At 62.4% G+C, this 19504-nt stretch carries 18 protein-coding genes; 4 read left to right on the forward strand and 14 right to left on the reverse strand.

The features are described from left to right. Positions 1-21: 21 nt before the first annotated feature. From D0Y60_RS24855 to D0Y60_RS09740, 3 genes are all read right to left on the reverse strand, one after another. Positions 22-198, reverse strand: a complete 177-nt coding sequence (locus D0Y60_RS24855) for a hypothetical protein (protein ID WP_199564138.1) — start codon at positions 196-198, stop codon at positions 22-24. Positions 199-231: 33 nt separating this feature from the next. Next, a complete protein-coding gene (locus D0Y60_RS24730; RefSeq protein WP_158565450.1) occupies positions 232-396 on the reverse strand; it encodes a hypothetical protein in 165 nt (54 codons plus the stop codon). Between the two features lie 176 nt (positions 397-572). Then, positions 573-911: a DUF2147 domain-containing protein gene (locus D0Y60_RS09740; RefSeq protein WP_117369220.1), complete on the reverse strand. Its 339-nt coding sequence runs from the start codon at positions 909-911 to the stop codon at positions 573-575. A 467-nt stretch (positions 912-1378) separates the two neighbouring features. Between D0Y60_RS09740 and D0Y60_RS09745 the strand changes: the two genes are divergently transcribed. Beyond that, entirely contained in the window at positions 1379-1648 is a 270-nt protein-coding gene (locus D0Y60_RS09745) for a sel1 repeat family protein (RefSeq protein ID WP_117369222.1), read from the forward strand. Between the two features lie 98 nt (positions 1649-1746). Here the strand turns inward: D0Y60_RS09745 and D0Y60_RS09750 are convergent, their stop codons facing one another. From D0Y60_RS09750 to D0Y60_RS09765, 4 genes are all read right to left on the reverse strand, one after another. Next, the gene (locus D0Y60_RS09750) at positions 1747-2859 is read right to left on the reverse strand and encodes a pyridoxal phosphate-dependent aminotransferase (protein ID WP_117369224.1); all 1113 of its coding nucleotides are present in this window, start codon (positions 2857-2859) and stop codon (positions 1747-1749) included. A gap of 110 nt (positions 2860-2969) precedes the next feature. Further along, positions 2970-3398 carry a PilZ domain-containing protein gene (locus D0Y60_RS09755; RefSeq protein ID WP_199564139.1) on the reverse strand — a complete coding sequence of 143 codons (429 nt, stop codon included), beginning with the start codon at positions 3396-3398 and terminating at the stop codon, positions 2970-2972. A 129-nt stretch (positions 3399-3527) separates the two neighbouring features. Then, complete coding sequence (locus D0Y60_RS09760; RefSeq protein ID WP_117369226.1) at positions 3528-3884, reverse strand: hypothetical protein; 357 nt, start codon at positions 3882-3884, stop codon at positions 3528-3530. Positions 3885-4005: 121 nt separating this feature from the next. After that, positions 4006-5229: an acyl-CoA dehydrogenase gene (locus D0Y60_RS09765; protein WP_117369228.1), complete on the reverse strand. Its 1224-nt coding sequence runs from the start codon at positions 5227-5229 to the stop codon at positions 4006-4008. A gap of 228 nt (positions 5230-5457) precedes the next feature. Here D0Y60_RS09765 and D0Y60_RS09770 point away from each other — a divergent pair, with 228 nt between their 5' ends. Continuing rightward, positions 5458-6486 (forward strand): PHB depolymerase family esterase, encoded by a 1029-nt coding sequence (locus tag D0Y60_RS09770; protein WP_117369230.1) that lies wholly within the window; start codon positions 5458-5460, stop codon positions 6484-6486. A 242-nt stretch (positions 6487-6728) separates the two neighbouring features. Here D0Y60_RS09770 and iolB read toward each other — a convergent pair whose 3' ends face one another. From iolB to D0Y60_RS09795, 5 genes are all read right to left on the reverse strand, one after another. Continuing rightward, the gene (iolB, locus tag D0Y60_RS09775) at positions 6729-7523 is read right to left on the reverse strand and encodes a 5-deoxy-glucuronate isomerase (RefSeq protein ID WP_117369232.1); all 795 of its coding nucleotides are present in this window, start codon (positions 7521-7523) and stop codon (positions 6729-6731) included. A 36-nt stretch (positions 7524-7559) separates the two neighbouring features. After that, positions 7560-8477, reverse strand: coding sequence for a myo-inosose-2 dehydratase (gene iolE / locus D0Y60_RS09780; RefSeq protein WP_117369234.1), 918 nt, complete (start codon positions 8475-8477; stop codon positions 7560-7562). A gap of 176 nt (positions 8478-8653) precedes the next feature. Beyond that, positions 8654-10504, reverse strand: a complete 1851-nt coding sequence (gene iolD / locus D0Y60_RS09785; protein WP_117369236.1) for a 3D-(3,5/4)-trihydroxycyclohexane-1,2-dione acylhydrolase (decyclizing) — start codon at positions 10502-10504, stop codon at positions 8654-8656. A gap of 76 nt (positions 10505-10580) precedes the next feature. Further along, entirely contained in the window at positions 10581-12503 is a 1923-nt protein-coding gene (gene iolC, locus D0Y60_RS09790) for a 5-dehydro-2-deoxygluconokinase (RefSeq protein WP_117369238.1), read from the reverse strand. 120 nt (positions 12504-12623) lie between these two features. Next, positions 12624-13481, reverse strand: a complete 858-nt coding sequence (locus D0Y60_RS09795; protein WP_117369240.1) for a MurR/RpiR family transcriptional regulator — start codon at positions 13479-13481, stop codon at positions 12624-12626. Positions 13482-13657: 176 nt separating this feature from the next. Between D0Y60_RS09795 and D0Y60_RS09805 the strand changes: the two genes are divergently transcribed. Together D0Y60_RS09805 and D0Y60_RS09810 are read left to right on the forward strand one after the other, a co-directional pair. Continuing rightward, on the forward strand, positions 13658-14779 hold the full coding sequence (locus D0Y60_RS09805) for a Gfo/Idh/MocA family oxidoreductase (RefSeq protein ID WP_117369731.1): 1122 nt from the start codon (positions 13658-13660) through the stop codon (positions 14777-14779). Between the two features lie 97 nt (positions 14780-14876). Further along, positions 14877-18227 (forward strand): caspase family protein, encoded by a 3351-nt coding sequence (locus D0Y60_RS09810; RefSeq protein WP_158565452.1) that lies wholly within the window; start codon positions 14877-14879, stop codon positions 18225-18227. A 76-nt stretch (positions 18228-18303) separates the two neighbouring features. Here D0Y60_RS09810 and D0Y60_RS09815 read toward each other — a convergent pair whose 3' ends face one another. Then, positions 18304-18987, reverse strand: coding sequence for a glutathione S-transferase family protein (locus tag D0Y60_RS09815; RefSeq protein ID WP_117369247.1), 684 nt, complete (start codon positions 18985-18987; stop codon positions 18304-18306). A 20-nt stretch (positions 18988-19007) separates the two neighbouring features. Beyond that, complete coding sequence (locus D0Y60_RS09820; protein WP_117369249.1) at positions 19008-19430, reverse strand: DoxX family protein; 423 nt, start codon at positions 19428-19430, stop codon at positions 19008-19010. Between the last annotated feature and the right edge of the window lie 74 nt (positions 19431-19504).

A 19504-nucleotide genomic window follows, 5' to 3' on the forward strand; every position in this document is an offset into this window, starting at 1 on the left:
GAAGAGGGGGATGGGAAGAGTTCAGCTCATCGACTGGCGCTGGAGGGTGATGAAGAGCACGAGACCCGTGCCCTGCTTTTCGATGCCGAGACCGCCGGCATTGCTCCAGGCGAGCGCGCCGACCGGGGCGATCATCATCGCCGATAGGGCGAGGATACGCAGCGCGGTGGCGGAGGTCTGGAGGAGGAGGGCGGTCATCTGTCGGGTTCTTTCGCGACGGCGTTGAAGAGATCAGAGCGAGGCGGTGCAGCTGTGCGGCGTAGCGCAGGCGACCAGCTTGCCGGTCGTGTTGTGCGTGCTGCGGCGATAATCGGTCTCGACGGCGGCGGCCAGCATAATGGCGAAGATGGCCATCAGCAGGGTGATGATCGTCAGGCGGCGTGCGAGGATGTCCATGGTATTCGTCCCTCTGAAGGCGTTTTCAATAATGCCTTTGTCGCATTGCGGGACTGAACACTCCCTGAGAGGGCAATTCATCTCCTGTTCAGGAAAGGTGTGATTCGCTTTTTAAAGAGCGCCCAAAACAAAAAGGCCGGCGCGAGCGCCGGCCTTTTGATTGAAAAATGAACCGTCTAGAGCCGCGACCAGGTCTGCGATTTGCAGAGGACGGCGAGCACGCAGCCCTTCATGCGCAGCGAATTGCCCTTCACCGCGCCGGAGCCGCTATAGGTCTTGTCCGATTCCGGATCGGTGATCTCGCCGGTATAGTCGGCGCCCGCGCCCTGCAGTTTGCCGATGCGTTTGCCGGCGAATTTTCCGGTTTTCAGTGTGATGCAGAAGCTGCCGCCGCATTTCGTGATGGCGGCCGTCGCGCCGCTCGCTGTCTTCCAGTTGCCTTCGATCGGCTCGGCGGCGAGCGCCATGCCTGGCGCCATGAGAAGGGCGGCGGCAATCCATGTCCTCAATTTCATTCTCTTCCTCCTCCAGAATAAGAAGACAGAATATCTTACGCAAACGTAAAGGTAAATATGTGTGGAGATCGGATTTGCGCGCGTTTTCCAGACTGCGGAGCAGCGGAAAATGCAGATGTTGAAACACGGCACCGTTTTGCGTGGTTAGCGAAAGGTTGAAATCGCCGGTTGAACAATCCGTAAATTTTAACACAAATCCCGCCGTTTCCAGCGGGTCTGATGTTTAACGAAAATCCAATTTTACCAAGCGTTTGGATTTTGTTTTCCTCCAATTAAGCATGCATTTTAAGCGCATTTTGAAAGGCCTGCGGCATAGTGGAGCCATAAGACGAGCACGGAAAAACCGGCCGGCAAAACTCTTACGGAAGACCATGCCGCAGAAGACGGCAGGCGCCGTGAGAGGCCCGAAAGGGCAGGTAAAACAGGATATTAAAGCAGTAAACCAGGTCAGACAGGGACTAACGAAAATGGCACGCTTTGACTTTCAGAACACCGAAACGGCCGCCATGACGGGCGGCGAAAACCGCGCTGAAATCTTCTGCGACATGGGCCTCATGTATGCCACCGGCCGCGGCTGCGACGTCGATGTGGTTCAGGCTCACAAATGGCTCAACATTGCCGCCATCAAAGGTTGTGACCGCGCCGCAGAACTGCGCGCCGACCTTGCCGCAACGATGAGCAAGACCGACATCGCTCTGGCGCTGCGCGCCGCTCGCGAGTGGATGACGGTTCACTGAGACAAGCCGGCTGGCGCCGGCGGCAAGAAAAGCATCATGACCGGTGGACGACAAACGGCGCTAGAACCGGATCCGTCCCGTCAAAGAGGCTCTGCCGCTCAAGCCAGCCGCTTCAAAACCAGCGGCAAGGCTTCCTCCAGCAACGCCATATCGTTTTCCGGCCCGACGCTGATGCGGATGCATCGGTTAAGGGGGGCAACGCCCGGCATGCGAATGAAGACGCCATGTTCCATCAATCCATCGACAATGGCCCTGGCGTGGGTGCCGTCGCGGCCGCAATCGATGGTGACGAAATTGGTGGCGGAGGCGAGGGGAAGAAGACCGTTGGATTGCGCGATCCGCGAGATGCGCTCGCGGGACGCGCTGATACTGGCAATGACTTCTGCCAGATAGGCCTGGTCCTTCAGCGCGGCGAGTGCCGCCTGAACCGAAATTCGGGCCATGCCGAAATGATTTCGGATCTTGTCGAAGGCCTGCGCATTGCCGAGCGTGCCGATCGCATAGCCGATCCGCGCGCCGGCAAGGCCGTAGGCCTTCGAGAATGTACGCATCCGCAGGATGTTAGGCTGTCCGATCAGCGCCGAGATCGGCGGGATCGTGCCCTCAGGTGCCGTCTCGCCATAGGCCTCGTCGAGGATGAGCAGTGTCGTCTCCGGCAGCGCGCGGGCGAAGGCCACCACGCTGTCAGCATCCCACCAGCTTCCCATCGGATTGTCGGGATTGGCGAAATAGACGAGCGGCGCATTTTCGCGCTTCACGGCCTCCAGCAGGCCGTCCAGATGCTCCTTGTCGCCCGCATAGGGCACCGTCACCAGCCGGCCGCCAAATCCGTTCACATGATAATTGAAGGTGGGATAGCCGCCGAGCGAGGTTACAACCGGCGTGCCCGGCTCGATGATGAGCCGCGCGATCTCGCCCAGCAGCCCGTCGATGCCGCCGCCTACTGCGATATTGTCGCGCGAAACGCCGTGGTGGAGCGCCAGCGCTTCGCGCAACTCGAAATTCTCCGGATCGCTATACATCCAAGTCGTTTCGGCCGCGGCGCGCATCGCCTGCAGAACGGAGGGCGCCGGGCCGAAGCCGCTTTCATTCGCGCCTATGCGGGCTTTGACCGCAAGGCCCCGATTGCGCTCGATGGCCTCCGGTCCGACGAATGGCACGGTGGCGGGCAGGGTTTGGGAGAGGGCGGTGAAGCGGGAAAATGCGGACATGAGGCGCCTGACGATCGATGAACGGAGAAAATCTTGCCGGCGCGCAAAAATGCCCGCCGGAATCGGTTTCCGGCGGGCACCCTAACTAATAAATTGCGCGGGTGAAACGATCAGCTGAGCGCCGAACCGACGCCGGCCTTTTCGACGCCCACCATATAGCGCCGGTCGTCCTGCTTGGGCTTGTTGCTCACGCCGCCGGTGAAGTAATCGGACCGAACGATGGTGTGCAGCAGCTCCTCGTCGATTTCCTTGATAAACTGGACGCCGATGCGGTTGTCGTTGCGATAGACCTCCGCACAGCCGATGCGCGAGGCAACCCCGACGATTGAGAGATAGTAGTGCAGCGGCAAGCCGATCGTCGTCGTCACGACGAAACTTGCGCCCCCCTGCGACACATCCACCAGCTTGCAGCTGCGCATCTTGGGGGCCGCCAGATCGAAGCCCACGGTCATCAGCATGCCTTGCCGGTTGACGGAGAAGCGTTCCCACTTGCGTTCGTAAAGCCCTGCGGCAGACCGCGGATCGGCACCGATGCTCATTGCCATACTCCCGATTTGGGGGGACGTCATGTCCTACTGTTATGGGGAGAGTTTCGCAGTCGAGTGTTTTGTTTATTTAAAACAAATATTTAAAAGTTTAGCGGCCTGCTTTTTTCTGAGGAAGCCGCTTCAGGCATCATGTGTTTCGCTTTGCCGACCGAGTACCATGTTAAGGAAATCGACATCGAGGAACATGTTGAAGCGCACCACCCGCTCCTCGCCGTCACGCTTGTATTCCGTGCAGGGGATCTCGTCGCGAATGCCATGGATTTCCAGGTAGAAATTCTCCGGCAATGTCAATGTCTTGTTGATGGATAGCACTGCGCCGGCGCAAGAAATGCTGCGGATCAGGCAGGTATAACGTAGCGCCGTGCTGAGGTGGTGACCGATCGGTGTGATGAAGCCGGGTTTTTCGAGGCGATACTGGACGAAGCTGCGTTTGGGGTGACGCAGGTGAAGCTGCTCGTGCATGTGGTCGAGGGGCATCGCGCCCTCCGCTTCTGTTTCCGGATGGGGATTGTATCGAAACGGGATGGATAAAACGTGAAAACGGCCGCTCGTCTTTTAACGAGCGGCCGTCGAATGCGAAGGTGGTTTGGGCTGTGTCTTACTGGAATGCCTGAAGGCCGGTCTGGGCACGGCCGAGGATCAGCGCGTGGATGTCATGCGTGCCCTCGTAGGTGTTGACGGCTTCGAGATTCATGACATGGCGGATGACGCCGTATTCGTCCGAAACGCCGTTGCCGCCATGCATGTCGCGGGAAACGCGGGCGATATCGAGCGCCTTGCCGCAATTGTTGCGCTTCATGAGCGAGATGAGTTCGGCCGGTGCGCGGTGTTCGTCGAACAGGCGGCCGAGGCGCAGCGCGCCCTGCAGGCCGAGCGAGATTTCGGTCTCCATGTCGGCGAGCTTCTTCTGGATGAGCTGGGTGGCGGCGAGCGGCCTGCCGAACTGCTTGCGGTCCAGCGTGTACTGGCGCGCGGCGTGCCAGCAGAATTCGGCGGCACCCATGGCGCCCCAGGCGATGCCATAGCGCGCGCGGTTGAGGCAGCCGAAGGGACCGGCAAGACCGGACACTTCCGGCAGCAGGTTCTCATCGGGAACGAAGACGTCCTGCATCATGATCATGCCGGTGACGGAGGCGCGCAGCGAGAACTTGCCCTCGATCTTCGGCGTCTCGAAGCCCTTCATGCCGCGTTCCAGCACGAAACCCTTGATCTTGTTGTCATGCGCGTCGGACTTGGCCCAGACGACGGCGACGTCGGCGATCGGCGAATTGGTGATCCAGTTCTTGGCGCCCGAGATCAGGTAGCCGCCGTCGACTTTCTTGGCGCGGGTGATCATCGAGGAGGGGTCCGAGCCATGGTCCGGCTCCGTCAGGCCGAAGCAGCCGACCCATTCGCCCGACGCGAGCTTGGGCAGGTACTTCTTGCGGGTCTCTTCCGTGCCGTAGGCGAAGATCGGGTGCATGACGAGCGACGACTGCACGGACATGGCCGAGCGGTAACCGGAATCGACGCGCTCGACTTCGCGGGCGACGAGGCCATAGGACACGTAGTTGGCGCCGACGCCGCCGTATTCCTCCGGCACGGTCGGGCCGAGCAGACCGAGTTCGCCCATCTCGCTCATGATCTCTCGGTGGAAGATCTCGTGGCGGTTGGCTTCAGTGACGCGGCTAGCGAGCTTGTCCTGGCAATAGGCCCGGGCCGTATCGCGGATCATGCGCTCTTCGTCGGTCAGCTGGTCTTCGAGCAGGAAGGGATCGGCCCAGTCGAAAGGCGCCATCTTGGCGCGCGCCTGTTCCGGGGTGGCGCTGTGGTGCTCGCTCATGGGATCCTCCTGTCGCGGTTCTGTCGTTGCAGAAGTGCTACATCAGCTTGGTGCTCTTCGAAAGGGCGGGAACGAAATGGGCGGGCCGACACTTTGGCTATTTATGAATGCCCTCATGAATCCACAGAATGAGCCATCCCCCGCATTTTGCCGCCTTTGCCTTGATCCTGCCGCTCCCGGTGAGCATTAGTCCTGATAATGAGCAATTCCACGAAAGAGAGGCCAAGAATGCGCGATCGCTTCAAGCGGTCGGTCGAGCGTCTGCTGCCGACCGAAGCGCGGCTGGGAGACCTGTTCTGGCCGTTCCACCGCGCCCCCGAACGCAAGGCACCCGCGCCGCGCCGTCGCCCGGCGGGCGGTTCGCCGCTTGTCGAGGTCAGCGATTTCGGCAGCAATCCGGGGCACCTGCGCCTGTTCATGCATATTCCGGAAGGCTTGCCCGCCGGGCGTCCGCTCGTCCTGGTGCTGCATGGTTGCCGGCAAGATGCGGAAAGCTACGACCGTGCCGCCGGCTGGGCCTCGCTTGCCGAGGAGCGCGGCTTTGCCGTCGTCTATGCCCAGCAGCGCGAGGCCAACAATCCGCGCCTCTGCTTCACCTGGTTCCGGCCAAGCGAGGTGACGCGCGATCGCGGCGAGACGATGTCGATCCGCCAGATGGTAGCGCATGCCGCCGGGCAGGCGGGAAGCGACCCCGAGCGCATCTACGTCACCGGCCTCTCCGCCGGCGGCGCCATGACGGCGGCCATGCTCGCCAACTATCCAGAGGTCTTCGCCGGCGGCGCGATCATCGCCGGCCTGCCCTTCGGCGCGGCGCGCGACGCCACCCGCGCCCTTGAGGCGATGGAAGACGCGCCACAGCGCACGCCCCATGGATGGTCCGATCTGGTGCGGAACGTCTCGCCGCGCATTCCGCGAAAGCCCACCATTTCGATCTGGCACGGTACTGCCGACGACACCGTCGCCCTGTCGAACGGTCTGGCTCTGGTCGAGCAATGGCGCGACCTCTACCGGCTGCCAAAGGATGGGTTCGTCGAAAAACGCCAGAAGGGCCGACGCACCCGCATCTGGCCGGACAAGGACGGCACGCCGCTCGTCATCTTCCACGAAATAAACGGAATGGGGCATGGCACGCCGGTATTGCCCGGCGAGGGCGGCGGTTATGCCGTCTCCACCGAGCCGTTCATGTTGGAGGTTGGATTTTCCTCAACAATTGAGATTGCCAAGGAATGGGGGCTGACTCGGAGGTGGAAGCGGTAGAGCTGGAAGCCAACCTCTTCATGCGCCAATCACGCTCAGCACTGCCATAAGGTGCACTAACCTCCGGATATCGCGCGCAAACCTCGCCTCTGTCATCCTCGGGCTTGATCCCGGGATTCACGCATCCGCACCGTACTTCCTTTGGAATGGATCCCCGGGTCAAGCCCGGGGGTAACGACGGAGAGGGCGGGGTTTACCGCGAGCCTGCGAGCAGCCGGGCGCTTGCCGAATGGTATGCATGCTTACTTCAGCAACCATTCATGCTCCCTGGCGTTGTGGAATTTCCAAACCCGCTTCGGCCCGGCCATCACGTTCAGATAATAGAGGTCATAGCCGTGAATGGTCGCGCAGGGGTGATATCCTTTCGGTACCAGCGTCACGTCGCCGTTCTCCACCGCCATCGCCTCGTCGAGCGAGCGATCATCCGTATAGACGCGCTGGAACGCAAAGCCCTGTGGCGGGTTGAGGCGGTGGTAGTAGGTCTCCTCGAGGAAACTTTCGTTCGGCAGGTCGTCCTGGTCGTGTTTGTGCGAGGGGTAGGACGAGGTGTTGCCGTTCGGGGTGATGACCTCGACGACCAACAGCGAATGGGCCGAATTGTCGTCCTCCGGCATGATGTTGTGCACGTGGCGAACATTGGAGCCCTTGCCGCGATGCAACTGCGGGTGCGTGCCCGGCGGAATGGCCTTGGCCTTGTAGTCGCCGCCACCCGGTGCCGAGCAGACGGCGAGTTCCAGATCCGTTTCCGCCGTCACCGACCAGTTGGAGCCGGCCGGAATGTAGAGCGCATGCGGCGCGCCCTCGAACGGGCCCATGCGCTCGCCGAGCACGCCGAAATCCTGGCCCGACGCCGTCGCCTTGCCCTTGCCGGAAATCCACACGAGGCAGACTTCCCGGCTTCCCGTTTCCGCCGCGACGATCTCGCCGGGCTTCATGCGGTGCAGGTCGAAGCCGACATAGGTCCAGCCGGCGCTTTCGGGCGTCACATGGCTGACGCGGCCGTGGGTACCTTGGGGTTTGACGAGCAGGTTCGGCATGGGCTTGGTCCTTTCCTTCAGGCGGTCGAGCGCAGCTTATCCCTTGGGAAAGCCTTCCGTTTCGACAGTGTAGCCGGCTGCGGTCATGACGCGCATCAGTTCGGCATAGCCGACTTCGGCCATTTTCGCTGGCGGCGCCTTGCGCGGGTCCTGCTCGGCCTCCACGACGAACCAGCCTTCATAGCCATAGTCGGCAAAACGCTTGACGATCGCGCCGAAATCCAGCGAGCCGTTGCCTGGCACGGTGAAGGCGCCGAGCGCCACCGCGTCGAGGAAGGACTGCTTCGTGCGGTCGAGGCTATCCACGACCGGGCGGCGAATGTCCTTCACATGCACATGGTTGATGCGGGCATGGTGGTTGTCGATGGCGCGCAGCACATCACCGCCGGCAAAGGCGAGGTGCCCGGCATCAAGCAGCAGCGGAATGCCTTCGCCGGAATTCTTCATGAAGGCATCGAGCTCCGGCTCGGTCTCGACCACGGCGGCCATGTGGTGGTGGTAGGAGAGCGGCATGCCCTGTTCCGCGCACCATTCGCCGAAGGCGGTAAGCTTGCGGCCATAGGCCTTCATCTCGTCGTCGGACAGGCGCGGCTTGGTGGCGAGCGGCTTGGAGCGGTCGCCCTGGATGGAGCGGCCGACTTCGCCATAGACGATGCAGGGCGCATTGACGGCCTTGAACAGCTCGATCATCGGCAGGATGCGGTCCTTGTTGGCCGAGAGATCTTCATCGACCAGCGTGCCAGAGAACCAGCCGCCGCACAGCGTCACGTCGGCGGCGCGCAGGATCGGCAGCATTTCCTCCGGGTTGCTCGGGAAACGACGGCCCTGTTCCATGCCGGTGAAGCCGGCGGTGCGCGACTGGCGCAGGCACTCTTCGAGCGAGACATCGTCGCTCAGTTCCGGAAGGTCGTCGTTCCACCAGGCGATGGGCGACATGCCGAGTTTGGCTTTCATCATAGTCTCCTTGGCGGGAAGCGGGGCTTCCCATTACTATTGTCCTTGCCTCCCTCTCTTCCGTTATCCTCGGGCTTGACCCGAGGATCCACGCATCCGCACCGTCCTGCCTGTGGCATGGATCCTCGGGTCAAGCCCGAGGATGACGGAGAGGAGGAGAGGGGCGTTATCCTATATTAACCGATGGTCTGCGCGGCACGGGCCTTCACATAGGCTTCGCGCGCCGTGTTGACCTCGCTGCGCGGGCTGACCTCCGGCACCGCGACGTCCCACCAGTGGCCACCCTCCTTGGTGGTGATCAGCGGGTCGGTGTCGATGACGATGACCGAGGTGCGGTCGTTGCTCTTGCTGTTCTGGATCGCGGTTTCGAGGTCGGCGATGGAGGATACCTTGACGGCGACCGCGCCCATGCTTTCGGCATGCGCCCGGAAGTCGATATCCGGCATCATCTCGATCATCGAGTCCTTCAGGAGATTGTTGAAGTTGGCGCCGCCGGTGCCCATCTGCAGCCGGTTGATGCAGCCATAGCCACGGTTGTCGAGCACGACGATGGTGAGCTTCTTGCCAAGCATGACCGATGTCGAAAGCTCCGAATTCATCATCATGTAGGAGCCGTCGCCGACCATGACGACGACATCCGCCTCGGGCCGCGCGATCTTCACACCAAGCCCGCCGGCAATCTCGTAGCCCATGCAGGAGAAGCCGTATTCCATGTGGTAGCCGCCCGGCTTCTGGGCCTGCCACAGCTTGTGCAATTCGCCCGGCAGACCGCCGGCGGCGCAGACAAGCACGGAGTTCTCGCCGCCGATCGTGCGCTGCACCGCGCCGATGACCTGCGCGTCGGAGGGCAGGTCGGCATTTGTCGGCGCGGTCGCGCGGGCGACAGCGGCCATCCACGTGTCCTTGCGGGCCTTCGCCGTTTCCGTGAAGGCAGCGGGCGCCTTCCAGCCGCCGAGCGCTTCCGACAGCAGCTTCAGACCTTCGCGCGCATCGGCGACGAGCGGCTGGCTGTCACGCTTGGCGGCGTCGAAGGCGACCGTGTTGAGGCCGATCATCTTGACATTGTCGTTCTTGAACAGCGCCCAGGAACCGGTCGTGAAATCCTGCATGCGCGTGCCGACGGCGAGGATGACATCCGCCTCCTCGGCAAAAGCGTTCGCGGCCGAGGTGCCGGTAACGCCGATGGAGCCCATGCAGAGCGGATGATCATCCGGCAGCGCCGACTTGCCGGCCTGGGTGACGGCCACCGGGATGCCGTGCATGCCGGCGAAGGCCTTGAGTTCGGCCGTCGCCTGCGAATAGAGCACGCCGCCTCCGGCGATGATCAGCGGCTTCTCGGCCTTGCGCAGCGTGGCGATGGCGGCGGCCAGTTCGTCGTTGTCAGGGCGGGGACGGCGGTGCGTCCAGACCTTCTCCTCGAACATGGCGGCCGGATAGTCATAGGCCTCGGCCTGCACATCCTGGCAGAGCGACAGCGTCACCGGGCCGCAATCGACCGGGTCGGTCAGTACCTGCATCGCGCGCTTGAGGGCGGAGATGATCTGCTCAGGGCGGGTGATACGGTCGAAATAGCGCGAGACGCAGCGGAAGGCGTCGTTGACCGAAACGGTACCGTCGTTGAAGTCCTCGATCTGCTGAAGGACCGGATCGGGGATGCGGTTGGCGAAGACGTCGCCGGGCAGGAAGAGCACAGGCAGGCGGTTGACATGGGCAACGCCCGCCGCCGTCACCATGTTGAGCGCGCCGGGACCGATGGAGGTGGTACAGGCCATGAAACGCTGGCGGAAGCTGGCCTTGGCGAAGGCGACGGCGGCGTGCGCCATGCCCTGCTCGTTATGGGCACGCAGCGTCGGCAGTTCGTTGCGCACCTGATAGAGCGCCTCGCCGATACCCGCGACGTTGCCGTGGCCGAAGATGCCCCAGACGCCGGCAAAGATCGGCACCGTCTTGCCGTCGACGACGGTCATCTGCGCCTTCAGGAAATGCGTGACGGCCTGCGCCATCGTCAGCCGGATCGTCTTGCCCATCGTAATCCTCCCAATTCTCTTTCTTGTCTATCGCAATCACGGACGGAAAACCGCCCACACTTTTCCTGGGATTGCTTTACAGACCACGCGTGCGAAGCCAGGCATCAGTCAGCTCGCGGAAGCGGCCGGCCATGTCTGCAATCGCAGCTTCATCGTCCATTTTTCCCGCCATCCAGGCGCGGGCGGCATCCACGAAGATCGTGCGGCCGACGGCAAAGCCCTTCACGGCCGGCGCCACCGTCGTCGCCTCGAAGGCTTTCACCAGGTCCTCCGTCGGCGCTTCCAAGCCAAGCAGCACGATACCACGGCAATAGGCATCATTCTTGGCGATGACGGCCTCGATGTTCTTCCAGGCTTCGCTCGATGCCTGCGGCTCCAGTTTCCACCAGTCCGGCTTGATGCCGAGATCGTAGAGTTCCTGCAGCGCCGTTGAGATCGTATCATCCTTGAGCGGGCCGTTCTTGCCGGCAATGATCTCGATCAACAATTCGCGGCCGACGCGGCGAGCGGCTTCGAAGAGCGTGCGCAGCTTCTCCTGCTGCTCCTTCTTGAGGGCGGCGGGATCGTCAGGGTGGTAGAAGCACAGGCACTTGATGCAATGGTCGAGCGGCCACTCCACCAGCTGCGAGCCGATATCCTGGCTGAACTCGAAGCGCAGCGGCTTGGAGCCGGGCAGTTCGACCGGGCGGCCGATCCACGAGAAATTCTGCGTGGCGGCGTCGAAGAAGGCATCGCGGCCGAAGCGCTCGTCGATCAGCATGCCGTAGCCGGGGCGGCCTTCGGCGACGCGCGCGGTCGCCTGGACGGTGAGGCGCTTGAATTCCGAAATCTTCTCGTGCGGCACCTTCAGTTCGTCGGCGATATCGACGAGCTGCATGCGGTGGTCGCAGGCGAGCGCCATGAGGAGGGGAATGTTGGCCTGCTTGCGGTTGGTCGCCCAATGGATGTGGTTGATCGCCTCGTCCTTGCGCAGCGCGCGGTGCTTGCTGCCATTCTTGAGGAAGAAGGCGAGTTCGTCCCAGCTCGGATATTCCGGCGAGCAGAGCAGACGGGAAACGGCGAAGGCGCCGCAGGCATTGGCCCAGGTGGCGCAGGTCTTGTGATCCTCGCCCTTCAGCCAGCCGCGCAGGAAGCCGGACATGAAGGCATCGCCTGCACCGAGCACATTATAGACCTCGATTGGGAACCCGTCGCCGACCACGCCGTCTTCCAGATCGTCGGAGATCGGGCCGTCATAGACGATGCAGCCCATGGCGCCGCGCTTCAGCACGATGGTTGCCGGCGAAACCGCACGGATAGCCTTCAGCGAGGCGAGCACGTCATCGGCGCCCGAGGCGATCATGATCTCCTCTTCCGTGCCGACGATCAGGTCGCAATCCGGCAGCACGGACTTCATGATGGCGGAGACGCGGTCGGATTTCACATAGCGCTCGAAGCCTTCCGCATGACCGGCAAGGCCCCAGAGGTTCGGGCGATAGTCGATGTCGAAGATGACCTTGCCGCCGTTTGCCTTGGCGATGCGGATCGCCTTGCGCTGTGCGGCTTCCGTGTTGGGTCGCGAGAAATGCGTACCGGAAACCAGCACCGCGCGCGAGGAACGCACGAAAGCCTCGTCCACGTCGCCTTCGTCGAGCGCCATGTCGGCGCAATCGGTGCGCACGAAGATCATCGGCGAGACGCCTTCGGATTCGATGGCGAGCAGCACGAGCGCCGTCAGACGGTCCTTGTCGGTCTTGATGCCTTCGACATTGACGCCTTCACGGGCGGATTGCTCGCGGATGAAACGCCCCATCTGCTCGTCGCCGACGCGGGTGATGAGCGCCGATTTCAGGCCGAGGCGGGCGGTTCCGATGGCGATATTGGCGGGGCAGCCGCCGACGGATTTCGCGAAAGAGGCGGTGTCTTCGAGCCGCGTGCCGAGCTGCTGGCCGTAGAGATCGACCGACGAACGGCCGATCGTGATGACGTCAAGCGTTCTGGCTTGATCGATGTGCGGCATGTCTTCCTCCCGGTCTCGCGGCGCCGTCATGAGAGCGCGGCGACATTCTGGGAAAATGAAACATGAATTCCATTATTATGTCAATTCGGAATGTTCATTCCATTTTTATTTCACGGCATTTCATTTGCTCGTACGGCGCAGGCTGCGCCGTTTTTCCGCAATCGCAACCGGCAGGGCCATGGCGAGTGCCATTGAGGCAGAGAGCGAGCGGAAGCCGGCATAGTCGGCCTCCGATACTTCAAACCAGTGCGTGGCGGAGGCGGCAAGCGGCGAGAACACCGAGTCGGTGATGGCGACGATGGGCACGCCCCGGGCGGCGAGTTCCTGCGCCTGCGTCAGGCTCTCGGCGGCATAGGGAGCGAAGCTCGCGGCGATCACGGCATCCTTGCTCGTGGCGAACTGCACCATCTCGGCGTCGATGCCGTTGGGCGAGGCGACGATCTGGTGGCGGATGGCGAGTTTGCCGAAGGCATAGGCGATATGCGCCGTCAGCGGATAGGAGCGGCGCTTGGCGACGAGATAGATGGTCTCGGCGCGGGCGAGCAGATCAACGGACCTGGAAAACGTTTCGCCGTCGATTGTGCTGGCAAGGCGCGCAACGGACTGGCTCGCGGCGGTCAGGAAGCCGGACAGCAATTCCGTGTCGCTGTTGGCCGCCGGTCCCGCTTCCAGCGAGGCGAGCCGTTCTTCATAGGAAAGCGTGCGGTCGCGCAACCGGGCGCGAAAGACGTTTTGCAGGTCGGAAAATCCCTCGTAACCGAGATGATGGGCGAGGCGCACCAGCGTCGAGGGCTGCACGTCGGCGGCGGTCGCGATGCTGGCGGCGGTGCCGAAGGCCATCTCATCGGGATTGGCCAGCGCATAGGCCGCCACCTGCGCCAGCCGCTTCGGCATCGTTGCCTTCCGCTCGATGATGACGGAGCGCAGGCTGTCGAAATCGCGGGGCACGCGCGAAAGGGCCGTATCGGTGTTGCTCATGTGTGTCTCCTCGGCGGCCATTCTGTGATGAATGAAATAAATATTCCATATTATGGGAAAAGATAGTTTTCGTTCCAAATCTTTCCCGCTATGGATGGCGCAAGAGGCGCCCGTGCGGCGAGATATAGCAATTCCTCTGCCGGTACGTAGCGGAATTCAGCGAAGGAGGAGGCATCATGAAAGCGCTTGGCATCGGATTGATCGGTACCGGCTATATGGGCAAGTGCCATGCGCTCGCCTGGAACAATGTCAGCACGGTCTTCGGCGATGTGGACCGTCCGCGCCTCGTGCATCTGGCGGAGGCCAATCCCGAGCTTGCCGCCAGCCGCGCCCGCGAATTTGGCTTCGCGAAATCGACGGCCAACTGGCGCGACCTGCTTTCAGATCCCGATGTCGACGTCATCTCCGTCACCACGCCGAACCAGTTCCACGCCGAAATGGCGGTCGCCGCCCTCGAGGCCGGAAAACACGTCTGGTGCGAGAAGCCGATGGCGACAGCCTATGCCGATGCCGAACGCATGCTGGCTGCCCAGCGCGCCTCCGGCAAGGTCGCCGTGATGGGTTATAATTACATCCAAAACCCGCTGATGCGCCATATCCGCTCGCTGATCGACGAGGGTGCCATCGGCACGGTCAATCACGTCCGCGTCGAGATGGACGAGGATTTCATGGCCGACCCGGAAGCGGCGTTCTATTGGAAGAGCGAGGCATCCTCCGGTTATGGTGCGCTCGACGATTTCGCCGTGCATCCGCTCTCGCTGCTTTGGAGCCTGTTCGGCCATGTCGAGGCGGTCATTGCATCGCTGGCCAAACCCTATGCCGACCGCCCCACGAAAGAGGGGAGCCGCCGCGCAGTCGAGAACCACGATATCGCCAGCGTTCTCATGCGCCTTCCCGGCGGCATTTCCGGCGTGCTGATGGCCAATCGCTCCGCCTGGGGCCGCAAGGGCCGCATCGCCTTGCAGGTCTATGGCTCGAAGGGCTCGATCCTCTACGACCAGGAGCGCATGAACGAGTTCCAGCTCTACACGACCGCCGGCCGTGGCACCGAACAGGGCTTTTCCACGGTGCTGACGGCGCCGCATCACAGGCCCTACGACCGCTTCGTTCCCGCCCCCGGCCATGGCCTCGGCTTCAATGATCTCAAGGTCATAGAATGCCGCGAGCTGATCGCCGCCATTGCCGGCGTGGCGTCGCATTCCATCGATTTCAGCCATGGCCTGCGCATCGAGAAGACGGTGCACGCCATGGCGCAATCGTTCCGCGAGGAGCGCTGGATTGAAATCGCTCCGGCATGATTTTTTGGCGACCCGGCCAAAAAAATCCACCGGCTTAGTCATTGAAACCGCTTATCCCATACGTAATACTGGCGGCAATAATGCCGGAGGGAAGGGCATGTTCAAGCGAATACAAAAACGCTGGGCGCCGGTGTTCTTCGTGTCGATCGCCGTCGTCGTGTTCAACGCGGGTGCCGCTGAGGCCAAGCGCGTGGCACTGCTGATAGGCAATCAGAAATACGAAGAGACCGCCCAGCTGAACAATCCCGCCAACGATGTGGAGCTGATGCGCGCGTCGTTCGAGGCGGCTGGTTTCGACAGCGTGAAGACCGTCTTCGATCTCGATCGCTCCGCCATGGTGAAGGCATTGCGCGATTTCGAGGACGAATCCGTCGATGCGGATATGGCGGTGGTCTATTATTCCGGCCATGCCATGGAAATGAACGGGGTCAACTACCTGATACCCGTCGATGCGGCGCTGAAAAGCGACCGCGACGTCGAGGATGAAAGTGTCGCCATAGATCGCGTTCAGCGCTCGCTGGAAGGCGCCAAGAAGCTGAAGCTCTTCATCCTCGATGCTTGCCGCAACAATCCGTTCGCGGCCGCGATGACGCGTTCGATCGGCACCCGTGCCGTGACGCGCGGCCTTGCCCGTGTCGAGCCCGAATCCGCCGACACGCTTATCGCCTTCGCCTCGAAGGCCGGCACGGTGGCGCTCGACGGCCAGGGCAAGAACAGCCCGTTTGCCACGGCGCTCGCGAAATACCTGACGGAACCCGGTCTCGACGTGCGAATCGCGCTCGGCAAGGTGCGCGACGAGGTGGTGGAAGCCACCAACCGCGAGCAGGAGCCCTTCGTCTATGGTTCGCTCGGCGGCGCGCAGATCTTCCTGAACATCAAGGAAGTGAACATCAACGTCACCAACAGCGGCAACACGGAAGTCTCGCCGAACGGCCAGTCCGAAGCGGCGGCCGACTGGCAGAACATCCGCGACCTCGCCGACGAGGACCTGATCAACGCCTTCATCGCCAAGCACGGCAAGGATCCGGTTTACAAGATGCTGGCGGAGAAGAAGCTCGCCAGCCTCAAGGAAGCCACCCAGAACGAGGGTCAGGATGCCGACGGCATTGCCTGGGACGCGCTGAAGGAATCGACCGATGCGGCCGCACTCCAGCGCTTCCTCGAGCGTTATCCCGACAGCAAGCACCGCAGCGATGCCGAACATCTCATCGCCGCCCTCGAGCCGAAGAAGGGCTTGAGCGTCGACGTCGCCTCGAAGGAAACGCCCGCCTCGCGCGATTGCTTCCTGCTGGCGGGCGAACCGCAGTCGCTGCCGGGCTTCATGGGCGTCAACTTCCTGAAGATCGATGCCAAGCGGGCGCTCACCGCCTGCGCGCAGGCCGTCAACGAAAACCCGTCCGACGGCATGCTCGTCAACCTGCTCGGCCGCTCGCATGATGCCGACCGCAACTATGTCGAAGCGCGCCGCAACTACGAAAAGGCCATCGAGCTCGGCAACATGTACGCGCTCACCAACCTGGCCTGGTTCTCGATCTACGGCACGGATGGGCCGGTCGATGTGCCGAAGGGCCTGTCGATGTTCGAGAAGGCCGCGACGGCGGGCAATTCCTACGCCCAGGCCTCGCTCGGCTGGCTCTATCGCGAAGGCTATGGCGGCACGCGCCAGGATTATAACGAAGCCGTCAAATGGTATCAGCAGTCGGCCAACCAGGGCTATGCGAACGCCATGGCCACGATGGGCTGGTTCTACCGCGAAGGCCTCGGCGTCTCGCAGGATTACGTCCAGTCGCTGAACTGGTATCGCAAGGCTGCGGATGCCGGCGACGCCAATGCCATGTCCTCGCTTGGCTGGGCCTATCAGAACGGCCTCGGCACGGCGCAGGACTATGCCGAAGCCAAGGTCTGGTACGAGAAGGCCGCCAATATGGGCGATTCCTACTCGATGGCCTCGCTTGCCTGGCTTTATGACGTCGGCAACGGCGTGAAGCAGGACTATGTCGAAGCCCGCTACTGGTATGAGAAGGCGGCCAATGCAGGCAGTTCCTATGCCATGGGCAACCTGTCGCGCCTCTATGACCAGGGGCTCGGCACGCCGGCAGACGCGAAGGAAGCCGTCCGCTGGGCTGCTGCCGCGGTCGAAAGCGGCGATCCCAACAAGTTGAAAGAGCTAAAGGAAACCCCGGCCAACTTCACCGTTGCCTTCCGCAAGGAACTGCAGGGCCTCCTGAAGGAGCGCGGCTATTACAGCGGTTCGTCCGACGGCGAATTCGGTGCGGCCACGCTCGCCGCCATCGACAAGCTCGCCGCCGGCCGCAATGACAGCACCTCGCTGTCGGGTTCCGGTTCGTCGACGGTCACCTCGACCGACCAGTCGACGTCGACGCTTAGCAGCGGCTCGGATGTCGACCAGTGCTATGAACTGGCGGGCGAACCGAACCTGCGTCCGGGCTTCCTCGGCACGCTCTTCGCCAATATCGACTACGGTCGTGCGATCTCCGTCTGCGAAGCGGCGCTCAACGCCAATCCGTCGGACAACTCGGTTCGCAACATGCTGGGCCGTGCCTACGATGCCGCGAAGAACTTCGCCAAGGCACGCGAACACTACCAGAAGGCGGCCGACGAGGGGAACCTCTACGCCCTGACCAACCTGGCCTGGTATTCGATTTACGGCACGGACGGCCCGGTCGATATGGCCAAGGGCACCCGCATGTTCGAGCAGGCCTCGAATGCCGGCAATCCCTATGCCCAAGCGTCGCTCGGCTGGCTCTATCGCGAAGGCTATAATGGCACGCGCAAGGACTATGACGAGGCCTTCAAGTGGTACAGCAAGGCAGCCCAGCAGGGCTATGCCAATGCGCAGGCCACGATGGGCTGGTTCTACCGCGAAGGCCTCGGCACGCAGCGCGACTACAATGTCTCGCTCGACTGGTACAAGAAGGGCGCGGAAGGCGGCGACGTCAACGCCATGTCCTCGGTCGGCTATGCCTATCAGTCCGGTCTCGGCGTTCCCGTCGATTATGTCGAAGCGCGCAACTGGTACGAAAAGGCCGCAGCCCAGAACGACTACTATTCGATGGCCTCGCTGGGCTGGCTCTACGACGTCGGCAACGGCGTGACGCAGGACTATGCCCAGGCGATCGACTGGTACGAGAAGGCGGCCAATGGCGGCAATACCTACGCCATGGGCAACCTGTCGCGCCTCTACGATCAGGGTCTCGGCACGCGGTCCAATGCACGGGAGGCTGCCCGCTGGGCTGCCGCCAGCGTGGAAGGCGGCGACCAGGGCAAGCTGCAGGAACTCAAGGGCTCGCCGGCAAACTTCACGCCGCAGTTCCGCAAGGAGTTCCAGCAGATCCTGAAGGATCGCGGCTATTACAGCGGCCCGATCGACGGCGACTTCGGCACCTCGACGCAGAACGCGATCGATCGCTTGGCCGCCCGCACCTGATCCCTCCGGACAGGTCTGAAACAGGGAACCGCTGGAAACGATCCGTTTCCAGCGGTTCTTCTTTTTCGGGGGCCGGTCAGGCGGCTTGCTTCAGCAGCCAGGCATCATGCTGCTCCAAAAATGTTCTGAGGCGTGCCGGATAGTCTTCGGCAACCGCGTTCTTGACGCTCTGCCGCGTTGAAAGCGCTGCGCGCCAGCGGGCAACCTTAACAAGGCCATCGAAGATGCCGGTCGGCGCGATCATGTCGAATGTATCGAAGTAGCGGAAGATTGGTGCGAAGACCGCATCGACGAGGCTGAATTTTTCCCCGGCGAAAAACGGTCCGCCGCCAAGGGCCGCCTCGACGCGCGAAAACTTGTCGATCAGCGCCCTGCGCTTGGCCTCATAGGTCTCGGCGTCCTTCGCCGTCTCGAACCCCCAGAGGTCGCCGAGAATCGAGGAACCGAATTCCATCCAGCCGCGATGCTGGGCGCGGGCGAGCGGGTCGGCCGGGTGAAGCGGCGTGCCGGTTTCCGTATCCTCGAGATATTCGCAGATGACGGCGCTTTCGAAGAGGACGACCTCGCTGCCGTCAGGTTGGCGGACGAGCAAAAGCGGCACCTTGCCGAGCGGCGAAAGAGCGAGGAACCAATCGGGCTTGGCGGCAAGGTCGATGGTGCGGCGCTCGAAGGGAACGCCCTTTTCGGCAAGCGCGATGGCGGCGCGCTGCACATAGGGGCAGAGATGGTGGCTGACGAGGATCAGGCGGGCTTCGTTCATGGGATATCTCCTTGGATGTATCAGCGCAGGCGGCGCGAAGGGCTGAGGGCATAATGTCCGTCGCCAAGCAGGGCCTGCGCGACGGAAAGCACGATGAGGTAAAGCGGATACTCCCAGCCGCCGCCGGGGGCGGTGAACACCCAGCCATTGGCGCCGTGCGCCCAGATGATGGCGCCTGCCAGGGCGGGGATGAGTGCCAGCGCCACCCAGCGGGCCTGAATGCCGAGCACCAGCATGACCCCGCCCGCCGCCTCGGCGGCGAAGGTCAGATAGGCGAGCCAGCCGGGCAGGCCGATGGAGGTGAAATAACCCGCCGTTCCGGCAAGGCCGAAGGTCAGCAGTTTCAGGACGACACTATGGGCGAGATACATCACGCCAAGGCTGACGCGCAGCAGGGTGACGCCGTAATCGGTAAAGTCGGTTCGGGTCTGGGAAAGGGGCATAGGAGGTCTCCGGATGAATATAGATGCAATTGCATATATGTGGCCTTGCTATTTTCGTCAAGATGCATGTAATT

It is taken from the genome of Shinella sp. WSJ-2, assembly GCF_003432075.1.
GTDB lineage: Bacteria > Pseudomonadota > Alphaproteobacteria > Rhizobiales > Rhizobiaceae > Shinella.

Excerpts from the sequence above, each read along its gene's own strand:
- D0Y60_RS09805 (WP_117369731.1), top strand. The coding sequence starts at position 13,658 with ATGAAAGCGCTTGGCATCGGATTGATCGGTACCGGCTATATGGGCAAG.
- D0Y60_RS09770 (WP_117369230.1), top strand. The coding sequence starts at position 5,458 with ATGCGCGATCGCTTCAAGCGGTCGGTCGAGCGTCTGCTGCCGACCGAA.
- iolE (WP_117369234.1), bottom strand. The coding sequence starts at position 8,477 with ATGAAAGCCAAACTCGGCATGTCGCCCATCGCCTGGTGGAACGACGAC.
- D0Y60_RS09815 (WP_117369247.1), bottom strand. The coding sequence starts at position 18,987 with ATGAACGAAGCCCGCCTGATCCTCGTCAGCCACCATCTCTGCCCCTAT.
- D0Y60_RS09755 (WP_199564139.1), bottom strand. The coding sequence starts at position 3,398 with ATGAGCATCGGTGCCGATCCGCGGTCTGCCGCAGGGCTTTACGAACGC.
- iolB (WP_117369232.1), bottom strand. The coding sequence starts at position 7,523 with ATGCCGAACCTGCTCGTCAAACCCCAAGGTACCCACGGCCGCGTCAGC.
- D0Y60_RS09795 (WP_117369240.1), bottom strand. The coding sequence starts at position 13,481 with ATGAGCAACACCGATACGGCCCTTTCGCGCGTGCCCCGCGATTTCGAC.
- D0Y60_RS24730 (WP_158565450.1), bottom strand. The coding sequence starts at position 396 with ATGGACATCCTCGCACGCCGCCTGACGATCATCACCCTGCTGATGGCC.
- D0Y60_RS09765 (WP_117369228.1), bottom strand. The coding sequence starts at position 5,229 with ATGAGCGAGCACCACAGCGCCACCCCGGAACAGGCGCGCGCCAAGATG.
- D0Y60_RS09810 (WP_158565452.1), top strand. The coding sequence starts at position 14,877 with ATGTTCAAGCGAATACAAAAACGCTGGGCGCCGGTGTTCTTCGTGTCG.
- D0Y60_RS09750 (WP_117369224.1), bottom strand. The coding sequence starts at position 2,859 with ATGTCCGCATTTTCCCGCTTCACCGCCCTCTCCCAAACCCTGCCCGCC.
- D0Y60_RS09745 (WP_117369222.1), top strand. The coding sequence starts at position 1,379 with ATGGCACGCTTTGACTTTCAGAACACCGAAACGGCCGCCATGACGGGC.
- iolC (WP_117369238.1), bottom strand. The coding sequence starts at position 12,503 with ATGCCGCACATCGATCAAGCCAGAACGCTTGACGTCATCACGATCGGC.
- D0Y60_RS24855 (WP_199564138.1), bottom strand. The coding sequence starts at position 198 with ATGACCGCCCTCCTCCTCCAGACCTCCGCCACCGCGCTGCGTATCCTC.
- D0Y60_RS09760 (WP_117369226.1), bottom strand. The coding sequence starts at position 3,884 with ATGCCCCTCGACCACATGCACGAGCAGCTTCACCTGCGTCACCCCAAA.
- D0Y60_RS09820 (WP_117369249.1), bottom strand. The coding sequence starts at position 19,430 with ATGCCCCTTTCCCAGACCCGAACCGACTTTACCGATTACGGCGTCACC.
- D0Y60_RS09740 (WP_117369220.1), bottom strand. The coding sequence starts at position 911 with ATGAAATTGAGGACATGGATTGCCGCCGCCCTTCTCATGGCGCCAGGC.
- iolD (WP_117369236.1), bottom strand. The coding sequence starts at position 10,504 with ATGGGCAAGACGATCCGGCTGACGATGGCGCAGGCCGTCACGCATTTC.